12 protein-coding genes are annotated in these 15,840 nt (G+C 65.7%); 1 reads left to right on the forward strand and 11 read right to left on the reverse strand.

Annotation, left to right across the window (positions count from 1 at the left end; all coding sequences use genetic code 11):
* Positions 1–160: 160 nt before the first annotated feature.
* From IRG63_RS01000 to IRG63_RS01035, 8 genes are all read right to left on the reverse strand, one after another.
* Positions 161–1,453 carry a citrate synthase gene (locus IRG63_RS01000; RefSeq protein WP_168628005.1) on the reverse strand — a complete coding sequence of 431 codons (1,293 nt, stop codon included), beginning with the start codon at positions 1,451–1,453 and terminating at the stop codon, positions 161–163.
* An 83-nt stretch (positions 1,454–1,536) separates the two neighbouring features.
* A complete protein-coding gene (gene dapC, locus IRG63_RS01005) occupies positions 1,537–2,631 on the reverse strand; it encodes a succinyldiaminopimelate transaminase (RefSeq protein WP_168628006.1) in 1,095 nt (364 codons plus the stop codon).
* A 4-nt stretch (positions 2,632–2,635) separates the two neighbouring features.
* Entirely contained in the window at positions 2,636–2,962 is a 327-nt protein-coding gene (gene fdxA, locus IRG63_RS01010) for a ferredoxin (RefSeq protein ID WP_168628007.1), read from the reverse strand.
* Positions 2,959–4,149 (reverse strand): PIG-L family deacetylase, encoded by a 1,191-nt coding sequence (locus tag IRG63_RS01015; RefSeq protein ID WP_193508928.1) that lies wholly within the window; start codon positions 4,147–4,149, stop codon positions 2,959–2,961. Before IRG63_RS01015 ends, fdxA begins: the two co-directional genes overlap by 4 nt.
* A 28-nt stretch (positions 4,150–4,177) precedes the next feature.
* The gene (locus IRG63_RS01020) at positions 4,178–4,633 is read right to left on the reverse strand and encodes a hypothetical protein (RefSeq protein WP_168628009.1); all 456 of its coding nucleotides are present in this window, start codon (positions 4,631–4,633) and stop codon (positions 4,178–4,180) included.
* A gap of 110 nt (positions 4,634–4,743) precedes the next feature.
* On the reverse strand, positions 4,744–6,651 hold the full coding sequence (typA, locus tag IRG63_RS01025; RefSeq protein WP_168628010.1) for a translational GTPase TypA: 1,908 nt from the start codon (positions 6,649–6,651) through the stop codon (positions 4,744–4,746).
* 70 nt (positions 6,652–6,721) lie between these two features.
* On the reverse strand, positions 6,722–8,464 hold the full coding sequence (locus tag IRG63_RS01030; RefSeq protein WP_168628011.1) for an ABC transporter family substrate-binding protein: 1,743 nt from the start codon (positions 8,462–8,464) through the stop codon (positions 6,722–6,724).
* Positions 8,465–8,561: 97 nt separating this feature from the next.
* A complete protein-coding gene (locus tag IRG63_RS01035; RefSeq protein WP_168628012.1) occupies positions 8,562–10,337 on the reverse strand; it encodes an ABC transporter ATP-binding protein in 1,776 nt (591 codons plus the stop codon).
* 31 nt (positions 10,338–10,368) lie between these two features.
* On the opposite strand from IRG63_RS01035, the gene IRG63_RS01040 reads away from it, so the two are divergent.
* Complete coding sequence (locus tag IRG63_RS01040) at positions 10,369–10,974, forward strand: PH domain-containing protein (protein ID WP_168628013.1); 606 nt, start codon at positions 10,369–10,371, stop codon at positions 10,972–10,974.
* 11 nt (positions 10,975–10,985) lie between these two features.
* Here IRG63_RS01040 and IRG63_RS01045 read toward each other — a convergent pair whose 3' ends face one another.
* The 3 genes from IRG63_RS01045 to IRG63_RS01055 all read right to left on the reverse strand — a co-directional run bounded on the left by IRG63_RS01045 (position 10,986) and on the right by IRG63_RS01055 (position 15,663).
* Entirely contained in the window at positions 10,986–12,176 is a 1,191-nt protein-coding gene (locus tag IRG63_RS01045; RefSeq protein WP_227411684.1) for an ABC transporter permease, read from the reverse strand.
* Positions 12,176–13,693 (reverse strand): ABC transporter permease, encoded by a 1,518-nt coding sequence (locus IRG63_RS01050; protein WP_168628014.1) that lies wholly within the window; start codon positions 13,691–13,693, stop codon positions 12,176–12,178. Before IRG63_RS01050 ends, IRG63_RS01045 begins: the two co-directional genes overlap by 1 nt.
* Before the next feature lie 167 nt (positions 13,694–13,860).
* Complete coding sequence (locus IRG63_RS01055) at positions 13,861–15,663, reverse strand: ABC transporter family substrate-binding protein (protein WP_227411685.1); 1,803 nt, start codon at positions 15,661–15,663, stop codon at positions 13,861–13,863.
* Positions 15,664–15,840 lie beyond the last annotated feature (177 nt).

The following is a 15,840-nucleotide window of genomic DNA, read 5'->3' on the forward strand; positions in this document are numbered from 1 at the left end:
GCCCCAAATCGGCCCGAAATAGGGGCCGAAGCGGGCAACTCGCGATGACGCGATGCACGGCCACGGGTGCCTAGCGCGAGCGCCGCCGAAATACTCGAGTGCGCGGGGAATTGCGTGCGCGTTCGCACATTCGGTCAGCGTTCGCTCGGGAACGCCCGGGCTAGTTCGAGCGCGGGAACGGGCGCGAGCCCTTGCCCGTGTACAGCTGCTGCGGCCGACCGATGCGCGTGGTGGGGTCGTCATTCATCTCGCGCCACTGGGCGATCCAGCCGGGCAGGCGCCCGATCGCGAACAGCACCGTGAACATGCGGGCAGGGAAGCCCATCGCCTTGTAGATGACCCCGGTGTAGAAGTCGACATTCGGGTACAGCTTGCGCTCGATGAAGTAGTCATCGGCGAGCGCGACCTCTTCGAGCTGCTTGGCGATGTCGAGCAGGTCGTCCTTCACGCCGAGCGACGCGAGCACCTCGTCGGCGCTCTCCTTCACGAGCTTCGCGCGCGGGTCGAAGTTCTTGTACACCCGGTGGCCGAAGCCCATGAGCCGGATGCCCTCTTCCTTGTTCTTGACCCGCTCGACGAAGCGCTCGACGCTCTCGCCGGACTCCTTGATCTCGCGCAGCATCTTCAGCACCGCCTCGTTGGCCCCGCCGTGCAGCGGGCCGTAGAGCGCGTTGATGCCGGCGGAGACGGATGCGAATATGTTCGCCTCGGTCGAGCCGACCAGCCGCACGGTCGAGGTGGAGGCGTTCTGTTCGTGGTCCTCGTGCAGGATCAGCAAGCGGTCGAGTGCCTTGGACAGCACCGGATTCACCTCGTACGGCTCGGCCATGTTGCCGAAGTTCAGCTTGAGGAAGTTGTCGACGAAGTTGAGGCTGTTGTCCGGATAGAGGAACGCTTGGCCGAGGCTCTTCTTGTGCGCGTACGCGGCGATAACCGGGAGCTTCGCGAGCAGCCGGATGGTGGAGATCTCCACCTGCTCCGGGTCGTGCACGTCGAGTGAGTCCTCGTAGTAGGTCGACAGCGCGCCTACAGCGCTGGAGAGCACCGACATCGGGTGTGCGTTGTGCGGAAGGGCGTCGAAGAACCGACGCAGGTCCTCGTGCAGCAGCGTGTGACGGCGGATGCGGTCCTCGAAGCGGTCCAATTCCACCGCGGTAGGCAATTCGCCGTAGATGAGCAGCCAGGCCACCTCGAGATAGGTGGAGTGCTTCGCGAGGTCGGCGATGTCGTAGCCGCGGTAGCGCAGGATGCCCTGATCGCCGTCGATGTAGGTGATGCCGCTCTTGGTCGACGCCGTGTTCACAAAACCGGGATCGAATGCGGTGTAGCCGGTCTGCTTCGTGAAGGTCGAGATGTCAATCGATCCCTTGCCGTCATTGGCAGCGAGGATCGGGAACTCTGCGGATCCTCCGGGGAAGTGGAGGGTCGCTGTGGCGTCGTTGGCTTCTGTCACGCGTACAGCCTAATTGGACGAACAGGCCATCATGGACTCCACCAATAGTTCACCCTTTTGGTTGGCGGTTGTCACCAAACGGCTCAGCGAACGGATGCCGCCAACCGCCGCACTGCATCCGCGACCGCGTCATCGGTGGCCGTTACCGCGATGCGGACGTGCCGGTCGTCGCCGTAGAAGGTCCCCGGCGTGACCAGGATGCCGAGGTCAGCGAACCGCTGGACCAGCCGCCACGCGTCGGAGCCGTCGCCGGCCCACAGGTACAGGCCGGCGTCGCTGTGGTCGATGCGCAGCCCGGCACCAGTCAATGCGCCGATGAGCACCTCGCGACGCTTCCGGTAACGCTCGCGCTGCTCGGCGACGTGGGCGTCGTCGCCCAGCACCGCCGCCATCGCGGCCTGGATCGGGGCGGGCGGGTTGAGCCCCAGGTGTTTGCGGACGGTCAGCACCCGCTCGAGCACATCGCCGCATCCGGCAGCGAACGCTGCACGATACCCGGCGAGGTTCGACTGCTTGCTGAGTGAGTACACCGCGAGGATGTTGGTCCGGCTGCCATCGATGACCCGGTCGTCGAGGATGCACGGTGTCGACGGCTCGGAACCCCAGCCGAGTTCCGCGTAGCACTCGTCGTTCACGATGACCGCACCCAGTTCGCGCGCGCGCCGCACGGCCGCGCGCAGCTCGTCGATGCCGAGCACCCGGCCGTCCGGGTTCCCGGGGCTGTTCAGCCAGATCAGCTTGGTGTCGTCGGGCCAGCTACTCGGGTCGTCGCCCGTGAACAGCTTCGCGCCGGCCAGGCGCGCTCCGACCGCGTAGGTCGGATAGGCGACGGATGGCTGCACCACGGTGTCGTCTGGCCCGAGTCCGAGCCACAGCGCCAAGCCCGCGATGAACTCCTTGGAGCCGACGAGGGGCAGCACGTGCCGGTCCTGCAGCTCGAAGACGTTGCGGCGGCGGGCGTGCCAGTCGATGATGGCGCGCCGCAGCTCGGCGGTTCCGGCCGTCGACGGGTAGCCGGGGGCGTCCGCCGCGGCGGCGAGGGCTGCACGCGCGATCTCGGGGGTCGGGTCCACCGGGGAGCCGACCGACAGGTCGACGATGCCGGACGGATGCGATCGGGCCTTCTCAGCGAACGGCGCGAGCGCATCCCACGGGAAGTCGGGTAGGTCGAGCGTCACCGTGCTACGCGCCGACGCCCTGCGGCGGAAGCGCGGCGACGACCGCGTGATCCTTGTGGATGACCCCCACCTTGGCGGCCCCACCCGGTGACCCGACGTCGTCGAAGAACTCCACGTTCACGCGGTAGTAGTCGGCCCACTCGCTGGGCACGTCGTCTTCGTAGTAGATCGCCTCGACCGGGCAGACGGGCTCGCACGCACCGCAGTCGACGCATTCGTCGGGGTGGATGTAAAGCATCCGGTCGCCCTCGTAGATGCAGTCGACCGGGCACTCGTCGACGCACGCGCGATCCTTCACATCGACGCAGGGCAACGCGATCACGTACGTCACTGTGGGTCGCTCTCCTTCGACTTGGGGCTGCCACCCATGCTACCCCTCGCCGGAAACGACAATCGGGGCCAGCCGATCACGAGCGCGACGATCACGATCGGCCCGTATGCCCACAACCAGCCGGCGAAGTTCGCGGGAATCAGCACCGACCCGCCCGGCCCGACCATCGCGAACAGCCCGATGGTCAGCAGCATGGCGGCCGCGCTGATGGCGACCGGGATGCGGCTGCCGAAGTACAGGCGCATCCCGACCAGCAGCGCGCTGATCACCAGCAGCGATGCGGCGACGCCGACCCAGAGCGGTCCGCTCGGCAGTGTGAGCGCGAGCTGGTGGTTCACGGTCGCGATCGCGCCGATCGCGGCGCCGAGCACGGCGGCGATGACCCCGGTTGTCACCTTTCCGCTGCGGGTGAGACCGGCCCAGCCCGGTGTGGGCGGCACGTGCCTTCCCCGGCGTTCGAACGACTCGAGGGTCGTGACGACCTCGGTCTGCCCGCCGGGATGCGTGATGGTGTCGCCGTCCAGGCGCAGTTGCGACCGGTAGGCGCGAAGGGCGGCCCTCTTGGTGTCGACCACCGGCCGCACATCGACGCGGCGGGCGGTGTTGGATGCGCCGGCATCCGGCACGATCACCCAGAACGGCACGCCGAGGACCGCGGTGGCCTGCGCGGTCGCCTCGTGCACGCGGACGTGGTCCGGATGCCCATATCCGCCGTCCGCGTCGTAACTGACGACCGCGGTGGGCTGAACCGTTGCGATCGCGGTCGCGATGTCGGCGACCACATCACCGAACTCTGCCGCGCACAGGCTGTCATCGGCGACATCCGGAAGGGGAAGCGGCCGGCCGTCGTCGCCCCAGACCATGCCGGAGTCGGTGTACCGACGCGGGGCGCGACCGGCCAGCCTGGCGCCCGCATCCCCGAGAAACCAGTGGTCGCCGACGCCGAGGGTCGTGAGCGCTGCCCGCAGTTCGGATTCGCGCTGCCGGGTGAGTGCATCCGCGCTCAGACCCGCGAGCTCCGGATCGATGATCTCGCCGAGCTCGCCGCGCGTGCAGGTGAGAACGGCGACGGCGGCACCATTGGCGACGAGTGTCGCGATAGTGCCGCCGGTCGTGATCGATTCGTCATCCGGATGCGCGTGCACGAAAAGAACACGCTCGCCCGGCTGCCTATCGACTGGATTCACAGTGCTCAGGATAGGCGAGTGGGGAGCCTCACTCCGTCTTGCCACCCTCGGTGACCAGGTAGGAGACCTGCCAGCCGCCGTCAGCGTTCTCGACGGTGAACATCACACCGTAGTCGTCGTTGCCGAAGACGCCTGACGCAGCCTTGTCGTCCTGGATCAGCATGCCGTCGATCCCGGCTGCCTTCAGGTCAGCCTCGATCTTCGCGCCGGCCTCAAGGCCGCTCACTCCGATGACGACCGTCCACGTCTTCACATCGCCCATCTTCAGCGACGAGCCCTCTTTCACCGGCCCGTCATACAGCGGCACAGCCTTCGGGAAGTCGCCCGGGATGGACGAACCGCTGTCCTCGACGTTGACGCCGAGGCCGTCCTCTACGAGGTTCTCGAGCGGGTTGCTGAAGCAGCCGCTGAGGCTGAAGACCATGCCGCCGCTCAGGAGGATCGCGGCGGTGACGGTGGTGAGCTTGCGGGCAGGCTTGAACATGACTTCCTTAGGTGGGCTGGGCCGAACGGAGCAATGATTCCAGAACTCGGGCGATCGCACCTACCTGAGGACACCCCAGAACTCGAAAGTCTCGGGTGACCCCGCCCACGTCAGGCGTTGTTTGCTCGCTTGACCGCCGCCGCGGAACGCGCACGCGCGTTGGAATCCAGCTCAACCTTGCGGATGCGCACGAAATCGGGCGTGACCTCGACGCACTCGTCCTCGCGCGCGAACTCGAGGCTCTCCTCGAGGCTCAGCTGGCGCGATGGAGTCATCGACTCGAATGACTCTGCGGTCGACGAGCGGATGTTGTTGAGCTTCTTCTCCTTGGTGATGTTCACGTCCATGTCGTCGGCGCGCGAGTTCTCGCCGATGACCATGCCCTCGTAGACCTCCTCGCCGGGGTTGACGAAGAACGACATCCGCTCTTGCAACGCGATGATCGCGAACGGCGTCACGACGCCGGTCCGGTCGGCCACAATGGAGCCGGTGTTGCGCGTGACGATCGAGCCGGCCCACTCGCCGTAGCCGTGGGAGATTGCGTTGGCGATCCCGGTTCCGCGAGTGAGCGTCATGAACTCGGTGCGGAAGCCGATGAGTCCGCGCGAAGGCACGATGAAGTCCATCCGGACCCAGCCTGTGCCGTGGTTCGCCATGTTCTCCATGCGTCCCTTGCGTGCGGCAAGGAGTTGCGTGATCGCGCCGAGGTACTCCTCGGGCACGTCGATGGTGAGCTCTTCGAACGGCTCGTGCACCTTGCCGTCGACCATTCTGGTGACGACCTGGGGCTTGCCCACGGTGAGCTCGAAGCCTTCGCGGCGCATCTGCTCGACCAGAATGGCCAGAGCCAGTTCCCCGCGGCCCTGCACCTCCCAAGCATCCGGGCGCCCGATATCGAGCACGCGGAGCGAGACGTTGCCGACCAGTTCGCGGTCGAGTCGGTCCTTGACCATGCGCGCGGTGAGCTTGTGCCCCTTGACCTTGCCGACGAGCGGGCTGGTGTTGGTGCCGATGGTCATCGAGATGGCGGGGTCGTCGATGTGGATCGCCGGCAGCGCCCGGACGTCCTCAGGGTCGGTGAGGGTGTCGCCGATCGTGATGTCGGCGAAGCCGGCGACGGCGACGATGTCGCCAGGGCCGGCGCTCTCGGCCGGGTAGCGGTCGAGAGCCTTGGTCATCATCAGTTCGGTGACCCGCACGTTGTGGATCTCACCGTCCTGGCGGACCCAAGCGACCGTCTGCCCCTTCTTCAGCGTGCCGTTGAAGATGCGCAGCAGGGCGAGGCGGCCGAGGAAGGGGCTCGCGTCGAGGTTGGTGACGTGGGCCTGCAGCGGGTGTGCGTCGTCGTAGGTCGGTGCTGGGATGTGCTTCAGGATCGCCTCGAACAGCGGCTCCAGGTCGGGGCTGTCCGGCAGGCTGCCGTTGGCCGGCTTGTTGACGCTGGCCATGCCGTTGCGACCGGATGCGTAGACGACGGGGACGTCGAGCACCGAGTCGAGGTCGAGGTCGGGCACGTCCTCGGCCAGGTCGCTTGCGAGGCCGAGCAGCAGGTCGCTGGCTTCGCTCACCACCTCGTCGATGCGCGCATCCGGTCGGTCCGTCTTGTTGACCAGGAGGATCACCGGCAGCTTCGCCTCGAGCGCCTTGCGCAGCACGAAGCGGGTCTGCGGAAGCGGGCCCTCGCTCGCGTCGACCAGCAGCACGACGCCGTCGACCATGCTGAGGCCGCGTTCGACCTCGCCGCCGAAGTCAGCGTGGCCGGGGGTGTCGATCACGTTGATGGTGATCGGGCTGGTGGCGTGGGCGCCGCTGTACGAGATGGCCGTGTTCTTGGCCAGGATCGTGATGCCCTTCTCCCGCTCCAGGTCGCCGGAGTCCATGGCCCGCTCCTCGACGTGCGCGTGCGAGTCGAAGGAGTTCGTCTGGCGCAGCATGGCGTCGACGAGTGTCGTCTTGCCGTGGTCGACGTGGGCGACGATCGCTACGTTTCTCACGTCGTTACGAGTGGCAATGGCCATGGGGGTGCGTCCTAAGGTTTTTTTGGGGGGCAGTCAATACTACTTGGAACCCGCTGGGCGCTCTGCGGGGTCAGTCGGCGGCGTCGGCCGGTGCCCAGTCCCACACGTTCCAGAGCACGCCGGCCGCCAGCGGCGCCGGGGCAATACCGGTCACCGAGTCGTCGAACGCCACGGTCGCGGGGTACTGGTAGAGCGGCACCCCGTACGCGTCGGCGAACAGGGCCTCGTCCAATCGGATGCGCAACTCGAGTTGCTCGTCATCCTCGGGCGTCACCGAGAGCTGCAGGATGAGCTCGTCCACCGTCTCGTTCGAGTAGCCGTTCAGGTTGCCCTTCTCGCCGGTACCGAAGATCGACCGCACCGCCGTCACCGACAGGTTCGAGTAGTCCCACGCGAAGAGTGCCGCGTCGTAACTGGCGGTGCCCAACAGGCCAAGCCAGTCCGGGCTCGAGCAATCGGTGACCCGGAACCCAGCCTCAGCCGCGCTGTCCCGGATCAGCTGGAACTCGAGCAGGCGGCGCGGATTGCTCGGGTCGTAGAGCAGGCACACCGTCGGAGCCGACACCCCGGCCTCGGCCAGCAGCTCCCGCGCACCTTCGATGTCGGGCCGGGCATATTCCTCGGACCCGTTCTGCTCGACCGCACCCGAGTAGCCGGGCGCACCGGGCAGGAACAGCTGGGAGTCGCGCCGCACCGGCTCCGACGTCAGGTCGCCGATCGTCTGCTCCACCAGTTCGTCCCTGGGCACGGTCATCAGGAAGGCCGATCGGATGCGCGGGTCGGTGAAGACGCCGTTGGGGCTCGCGCCGAACGTGAGGTCGAGGTGCTCGTAACTGCCGTTGACCGTGTTCGCGATGGTTATGCCGTCGAGCCGGTCCAGCGTCGCCGCGACATCGGCGCTCAGTTGCGGGCTGATCACGTCGACGTCGCCCTCCTCCAGCGCCTGCACCTGCGCGAGCGGGTCGGCGATGGTGCGCACCACGACCGTCTCGTAGGTGGGCTGCTTCTCGCCGCGGTAGCGCGGGTTGGCGGTGAGGGTCACCTCGTCCCCGGGCACCAGGTTGCTGATGACGTACGGCCCGTTCGAGACCAGCAGGTCGGAGTCCTGGGCCGGGGCCTCCGCGAAGTTGTAGGCGCTGTTCCACACCCCGGCGATCGCGGCCAGGTCCTCCTCGTCGGCTGACTCAACCGCGTCGACGAGAGCCTGCTTCGCCGCATCCGGCTCGTCAATGCTCAACGCCCGCCCCGCGACGACGTGAGCGGGCACGCCGACGTCGAGCACGAGCTGCCAGTCGATGAAGTAGTGGTCGTAAGTCAGGGTCAGCGAGCGCCCGTCATCCCCGAGCTCCGGGATCTCGTTCGCGTACTGCAGCCCGGAGGTGATCGCGCCGTCGAAGTGCACCACGCCGTCCGGGAACTCCTTCGTGTACTCCCCCGTCGCCGGATCGACGTACGCGTCGTCATCGAAGTCCGGAGTGTTGAGCGCGCCAGAGTTCGCGACCCAGGCCAGCAACAGGTCGGATGCGTCCACCGCCACGCCATCGGACCAGACCGCGTCTTGCGCCAGCTCGTAATGCACCCTGAACGGGTCGTTGGAGATGACCTCCATGCGGCCGAAGGACTCATCAAGCACGAGCTCGGACTCATCGTTGTAGTAGGCGAAGGACGAGTTGACGGTCTGTGCGATGGCGCGGTTCGCGGGCGTGTTGCCGTAGCCGGAGTGGTCGTTGAGGGAGAAGAACGAGCCGCTCGTGGCGACGGTGACGCGACTGTCCTCGAGAACACTCTGACCGGTGCATCCGGAAAGCAGCACGAGGACACTGGCGACGACGAGCGCCGTACTGACCCTGTTGATGCTGTGACTCCCCTCACTCGGCGGGGTTCAAATTACCCCACTTCGCCGAGTGCCTCTAACGCTGCGACGCGCGGTACTCGCGCCGCTCACGCTGCACGACCGGGTCGGGCACAGGGACGGCCGCGATCAGTCGCTGAGTGTACGGGTCCTGCGGGTTGCGCAGGATGTCATCGCGAGAGCCCTGCTCGACGAGCTTGCCGTTGTGCATCACCGTGATGCGGTGGGCGAGCACGTCGACGACCGCGAGGTCGTGGCTGATGAACAGGCACGCGAACTGCAACCGGCCCTGCAGTTCCTGCAGCAGGTCGAGGAAGCGCGCCTGAACCGACACGTCGAGGGCCGACGTCGGCTCGTCGGCGACGAGCAGCTCCGGGGCGAGCGCGAGCGCGCGTGCGATACCGACGCGCTGACGCTGACCACCGGACAGCTCGTGCGGGAACCGGTTCCGGTAGCTCGTGGGCAGCTCGACCTGGTCCAGCAGCGTCTCGACGCGCTTGTCGAGCTCTGCGCCCTTCGCCTCGCCGGCGAGGAAGATCGGCTCACCGATTGACTGGCCGATCGGCAGACGAGGGTTGAGCGACGATGCCGGGTCCTGGAACACGATGCCCGTGCGCCGCCGGATGGGGCGCAGGTCCTTCGGCTTGGCGCGGGAGATGTCGGTGCCGACAACGGTGAGGGTGCCCTCGGCGATCGGCAGCAGCCCGACCGCAGCGCGACCCAGCGTGGTCTTGCCGGAGCCGGACTCACCGACGAGACCCATGATCTCGCCGGGGAAGATCTGCAGGTTGATGTCGTCCGCTGCGCGGAACGCGGGAATTCGTCCGCGCTTCGGGTATTCGATCGCCACGTGTTCGAAGCTGAGGATCGGCGTTCCGGTCGGTGTTGCCTGGTGCGGCTCCCGCGGCTTGACGACGAGGTCGACCGGGGACCCGATCGCCTCGTGATGCTCGGCCGCGATCGGGTCGACGATGGGCGCGTTCTCGATGCCGACGCCGAGGTGGGGCACGGATGCGAGCAGCTGCTGCGTGTATGGGTGCTGCGGGCGGTGGAACACGTCGAGCACGGTGCCGGTCTCAACGACGACACCGTTCTTCATGACCATGATCCGGTCGGCGAGGTCGGCGACGACACCCATGTCGTGGGTGATCAGCACGATCGCGCTGTCGAGGCGCTTGTGCAGGTTGCGCAACAGGTCCAGGATCTCGGCCTGCACAGTGACGTCCAGCGCTGTCGTCGGCTCGTCGGCGAGGAGCAGCACGGGGTCACAGGAGATCGACTGGGCGATCATCGCGCGCTGGCGCTGGCCGCCGGAGAGTTGGTGCGGGTACTTGTGGAACGACTGCTCCGGGTTCGGCATCTCGACCATGGCGAGAAGTTCGACGGCACGCTTCCTTGCCTCCTGCGGGCCGAGCAGCGGGTCGTGCGAGCGCAACGCCTCGACAATCTGGAAGCCGACGGTGTAGACAGGGTTGAGAGCCGTCATCGGCTCCTGGAAGATCACTGCGATGTCGTTCCCGCGGATGCGCCTGGCGGTCGCCGGGTCGACACCCCGCAACTGCTTGCCGAGCAGCTTGATCGAGCCACCCACCTTGGCGTTGTCGGGCAGGAGACCGAGCAGCGACATTGCGCTCGTGCTCTTGCCGGAGCCGGACTCGCCCACGATGGCGAGAACCTCACCGCGACGGACCTCGAAGTCCATCCCGATGACCGCGGGGTAGAACTCCCCGTCGACCCAGAAGTCGACATCCAGATCCTTCACCTCGAGGATCGTCTCTGGCAGCCCGCTGGCCGCTTCGCCCTCGTGGGGCTGGAGTGTGGCCTGATCAGTCATGGGTTTCGTTCCTATCTGCAAAGCTTGAGTCATGGAGACCGTGCGATTCCGCCCACTGTTCGGACGCGTGCTCGCGGTGATCGTCTGTGTGATTGCGGTGCTCGGCGTTGCCGGGTTCTTCATCGCCGGAGACCTGGCTGGCGCCGCCCGCTACGCGTGGCCCGTGCTGCTGGTCGGCGTGTTGGCCTGGGCGCTGTACTTGCGACCCGAGCTCATCATCGAAGAGCACGGCATCACTGTTGTGAACGTCTTCCGCACTTACTTCGTGCCGTGGCCGGCCATCCAGCACATCGAGACGCGCTTCGCCGTGACACTGCACACGTCCGACGGCAAGGTGAGCGTGTGGGCGTCGCCCGCTCCCGGTCGCCACGGCGCCACCAGGGTGACGCGAAGCGACTTCACGGGCATCAGCGGCTCCGCCTACGGAAAGGCCGGCAGCCTGCGCCCGGGCGATGCGCTGACCACCGAATCGGGCGCGGCCGCCCACATCCTTCGCCTGCACTGGGAGAAGCTGCGCGACGCCGGCATGTTCGAGCACGGCGTGGAGCCCGGCAGCGTGCGCGTGACGTGGCACAGCGCGACGATCGCTGCGATGATCGCGTTGCTCGTCGCATCGCTCGTCGGCCTGCTGCTGTAGCACCATTCCGGTCAGCCCTTCGGATCGCGCGGCTTGTCCGCGTGGTATCCGCGTGCGGTGCTGCCGCCGTCCTGCATGTGCTGGCCTCGCGTTGTGACCATCGCGGCAGCGCCGTCGAGGTCACCGGCAGCGGCCAGACTGCCCGGCTTCGGGCCATTGGTGCGCTGAGCACGGCGCATCGCGCGGTCGCTCGGCATCTTCTTCTGGCGCGGGTCGAACGCGTCACGCAGACCATCGCCGATGAAGTTGACGCACAGCGCGATCGCGATGATGAAGATACCGGGCCACCAGAACAGCCATGGACGCGTCGCGAAGGCGGCCTGGTTGTCGGACACGATCTTGCCGAGCGACGTGTCGGGTGATTGCACACCGAAGCCGAGGAAGCTCAGGGAGGTCTCGAGCAGGATCGCACCAGCCATCAGCAGTGTCGCGTTGACGATGATGACTCCCACCGCGTTCGGGAGGATGTGGCGGAAGATGATCCGGCTGTCCTTCGCCCCCGATACGCGAGCTGCGTCGACGAACTCCCGCTCACGCAGTGTGAGGAACTCACCGCGAACGAGCCGCGCGAGACCGGTCCACGCGAAGGCACCGATAACGACACCGAGAACACCCACGCCGAGGCTGCCGTAGGTACGACCGAGCACGGCGCCGATGACGATCAGCGGGATCGTGATGATGACATCCGTGAAGCGCATGAGCACCGAGTCGACCCACTTGCGGTAGTACCCGGAGACCGCACCGACGACGACACCGATGATGGTGGCGACGAGTCCGGCGATCACCATGATGGTCAGCGACTGCTGCGCACCGCGCATGACGACCGCGAAGATGTCGCGGCCGACCTCATCCTGGCCGAACGGGTGATTGCCGAGCTGGAAGCCGTTTCCGCCGAGGAACTCCGGCAGGATGCTCAGCGTCGGCACTCCGCGGTTCTCCATGTCGGGCAGCTGGGTCCAGCTGTACGGCCACCATCCGGGGATTCGGATGCCGAACAGGCTGATGCCGACCGAGGTAAAGGACAGCAGCACGATGAACGCGAGCACGATAATGGCGACCATCGCAGCCCGGTGACGGAAGAACCGCCTGCGAACGATCTGCCCCTGGCTGAGACCCTCGGTCTCCTTCTGCTCGATCGAGGCTTCGCTCTGGACGACACCCGGGTCGTGCTGACCCGGCTCTTGCATTGTGATGTTGCTCATTAGGAAACCTTGATCCTCGGGTCGAGGGCAGCGTAGAGGAGGTCGGCGATCAGGTTGAAGACCACCGCGAACGTTCCGGTGACAAGGAAGAACGCCATGACCGGGTTCGGGTCGACTCTGTTGAGCCCCTCCACGAACAATCGGCCCATCCCGGTCCAGCCGAACACTGTCTCGGTGATGACGGCTCCACCGACGATCGCGCCGACATCGAATGCGATGATCGTCGTGATCGGGATGAGCGCGTTACGGAAGGCATGCCGCACGATGACGGTGCGCTCGGTGAGGCCCTTGGCGCGAGCCGTGCGGATGTAGTCCTGGTTCATGACCTCGAGCAGGCTCGCACGCGAGTACCTCGTGTAGCCGGCGAAGGAGATCAGCACGATCGCGATCGTCGGCAGCAGCAGGTGCGTGAACGTGTCGATGCCCTGGATCCAGAAGTTGCCGCCCAGGTTCGGTGTCGCGGCGCCCACTGTTGCGATCGGTCGCCCGTTGATGCGCGACGAGTTCGAGTACGCCGCCCAGTACGACATGTACTTGTCGAGCGCCACGACGCTGGCGACCATGAAGCCCACGATGGCCGCCGTGCGCACCGACTGCCAACGGTCCGGTCCACCCATGAGCCAGCCGACCGCGCCACTCAGGAAGATCGTGGCGACGATCAGCGTGAGGAAGAGCGGCATGGTCATGAAATTGAAGACGCCGTTCATCATCGGGAAGTACAGCGCGACGCCGATGCCCACCACGATGAGCGACGAGTACAGGGCCTTCTTGTTCCTGAGCCCGGTCGAGATGGCGGTGACGCCGAACGCGACCGCGACCCCAGTGATGGCAACACCGACGATGCCGATGCTCGGGGTGTTGAACCAGCCGGTGAGGCTGAAGTAGAGCAGCAGCCCGGCTGTCGCCAGAGCGGACACACCGAAGGTGATGAGCTTCTTGAGCGCTCTGCCCCCGACTATGGACATCCAGAGCAAACCTGCGATGAGGGCGACGATGATGATCGTCGCTGTCGCGATCACCGGATCACGTAGCCAGTTGTTGATCTGGATTGCCATGTACTGCTTGAGCAGCACCGCGACCCAGAAGATCGGCAGCGAGAAGAAGAGGAACGAGATGAACGTCACGCTGTAGTCGAATCCGCTGTACTGACGGAGGGCGGATGCGATGCCGACGATGATGCCCAGGACGATTGCGACAACCGTCGCGATGGTGACCAGCTGCAGGGTTGCGCCGATCGCGTTGCCGAGCATTACGTTCACGGACTGGTTCTGCACGCTGATGCCGAAGTCGCCCCGGAAGATACCGCCAAGCCAGAGGAAGTAGCGGAAGAACGGCGGAACGTCGAGGTTCAGAAGCTTGGTGCGAGCTTCCATGAGCTCGGCCTTGTTGGGTGCATTGCTTTCGCGCAGTTCCTGTAGTGGGTCGCCCGACAGCGCTGTCAGGAGGTACATGAGGAACGTGGCGGCGAAGAGCACGAAGATCGATGCGATCAATCGCCTGATGATGAATGAAGCCATTGTGCGGCTGCCTACCTGTTCAATCCAGCCGCCTAACGATAGACGCGTGCGCTGAGAACGCACACAGTTCACACGGCAGACGGCGAGTTTTAGGCGGGGCACAGGCTATGTGGCCTGTGCCCCGCCTCCGTGTCAGATGCCCCTATTGGGGCGCTCCGACTCGATTGTTACTCGGAGACCTTCCAGTCCCACACGTTCCAGAAGATGGTCGGTGCGAGGATCGAGGCGTCAACGCCCTCGATGCGGTCACTGTAGGCCGTGACCTCAGGGAACTGGAAGACGGTGACTCCGTAGCCGTCCTCCCAGAGGAGCTTGTCGATCTCCTGCTGGATCTCGATCTGGCGGTCGGCGTCGAACTCGGTGTTGAGCTCCACGATCAGCTTGTCAACCTCAGGGTTGCTGTAGAAGTTGAGGTTGTTGATGCCACCGGTCTGGAAGGTCGGGCCGGAGCTCGTGACACCGAGGCTCGTCGACTGCCATCCGAAGAGGGATGCGTCGTACGCGCCCGGCGTACCGAGGAGGCCACCCCACTGCTCGCTACCACAGTCGGTCACATTGAAGCCGGCCTCGGCCGCGGAGGCCTGGATCAGCTGGAACTCGTTGACACGACGGGGGTTGTTCGATGCGTAGAGGATGCAGACCTCGGGGTTGGTGACGCCAGCCTCGGCGAGCAGCGCCTTCGCGCCCTCGATGTCGGTCTCTTCGTAAGCGGCCGAACCGTTGTTCGCGATCGAGTCATCGTAGCCAGCTGCGCCAGGCACAAAGAGCTGCGAGTTACGCACGAGCGCGTCGTCACCGATGATCGGCTTGATCAGCTTGTCGACGATCTCCGCACGCGGGATCACCTTCATGAAGGCCTCACGAACCAGCGGGTTCTCGAACGTGCCGCTCTTCGAGTTGGTGAACTGAAGGTCGACGTGCTCGTAGGTGCCACCGAGGCCGGTCGAGACCGTGATGCCGTCGATCGCGTCGAGCGCGGTCTTGATGTCAGCGGTTGCCTGCGGCTGGATCACGTCGACCTCGCCGTTCTCGAGCGCCTGCACTGCTGCCAGCGGGTCCGGGATGAAGCGGACGGTGACCTCTTCGATGGCCGGCTTGTTGTCGCCGACGTACTCCGGGTTCGCCTTCAGCGTGATGAACTGGTCCGCCTGGAAGTCAGTGATGACGTACGGGCCACTGGAGAGGTAGACCTCCGGGTCGTCGGGCAGCGACGTGAAGTTGAAGCCCGAGTTCCAGAAAGCGGACAGGCCGGCAAGCGCCGCGTCGTCCTCGCTCTGGATGGCCTCGATGGCTGCCTGCTTCGCCTCTTCGTTGTCCTCGATGCCGAGAGCGTTCTTTGCCATGACGTGAGCCGGCAGCGGCGCCGAGAAAGCAAGCTCCCAGTCGACGTACGGTGCCTCGTAGACCATGGTGATCGAACGGCCGTCGTCACCGATCTCCGGGGTCTCCTGGACGAGGCCAAGGCCAGCGTCCGGGGTCGCGCCGGAGTCGAAGTACACGACGTCGGTCGGGAAGGCGTCGGTGAACTCACCGGTGTCAGGGTCGGTGAACTCGGCCGGGTCGAAGTCCGGGGTGTCGAGCGCACGCGAGAGCGCGGCCCAGTGGACCAGAAGGTCGGCTGCGTCGATCGGCGTGCCGTCGGACCACTTCACGTCCTCGTTGACCGTGTACTTCACTGTGAGCGGGTCCTCGGAGAGCATCTCGTAGGTTCCGAACGACTCGTCCTGCACGAGCTCAGGCACGTTGTTGTAGTAGTTGAACCCGCTGAGTGCCATGTAGTTGATGTTGTTGTTCGCTGTGGCGTTGCCGAACGAGGTGTTGCCGTTGTACGAGTAGAACGCCTGGTTCCACGCGATCGTGACCTTCGTTCCCTCGTCGAGGCCGGATTCCGCCTGCGGGGTGCAGCCTGCTACCGCAAGAGCGGCAACGGCAGCGACCGCAATCGGCGCTCCTATGCGACTGATTTTCAATTTTCCTCCTGTGCAAGATGGATCGCAGGCAGGCCTTCCTAGCACCAACCCACGCTTGTTATAGAGAACCCTAGGTGGGGTCGACTCCGCTGGCAAAACTGTATGGCCAAACGTTACTCACTGGTAACGGTTGCGCCGGATACCTGCGTTAATACGAACTGTGTTGCGTGAAAACCG

This window comes from Cryobacterium sp. BB736 (assembly GCF_014980265.1).
GTDB lineage: Bacteria > Actinomycetota > Actinomycetes > Actinomycetales > Microbacteriaceae > Terrimesophilobacter.

Coding starts and splice junctions, on each gene's coding strand:
- IRG63_RS01045 (WP_227411684.1), bottom strand. CDS start 12,176: ATGAGCAACATCACAATGCAAGAGCCGGGTCAGCACGACCCGGGTGTC.
- IRG63_RS01035 (WP_168628012.1), bottom strand. CDS start 10,337: ATGACTGATCAGGCCACACTCCAGCCCCACGAGGGCGAAGCGGCCAGC.
- IRG63_RS01050 (WP_168628014.1), bottom strand. CDS start 13,693: ATGGCTTCATTCATCATCAGGCGATTGATCGCATCGATCTTCGTGCTC.
- IRG63_RS01040 (WP_168628013.1), top strand. CDS start 10,369: ATGGAGACCGTGCGATTCCGCCCACTGTTCGGACGCGTGCTCGCGGTG.
- typA (WP_168628010.1), bottom strand. CDS start 6,651: ATGGCCATTGCCACTCGTAACGACGTGAGAAACGTAGCGATCGTCGCC.
- IRG63_RS01020 (WP_168628009.1), bottom strand. CDS start 4,633: ATGTTCAAGCCTGCCCGCAAGCTCACCACCGTCACCGCCGCGATCCTC.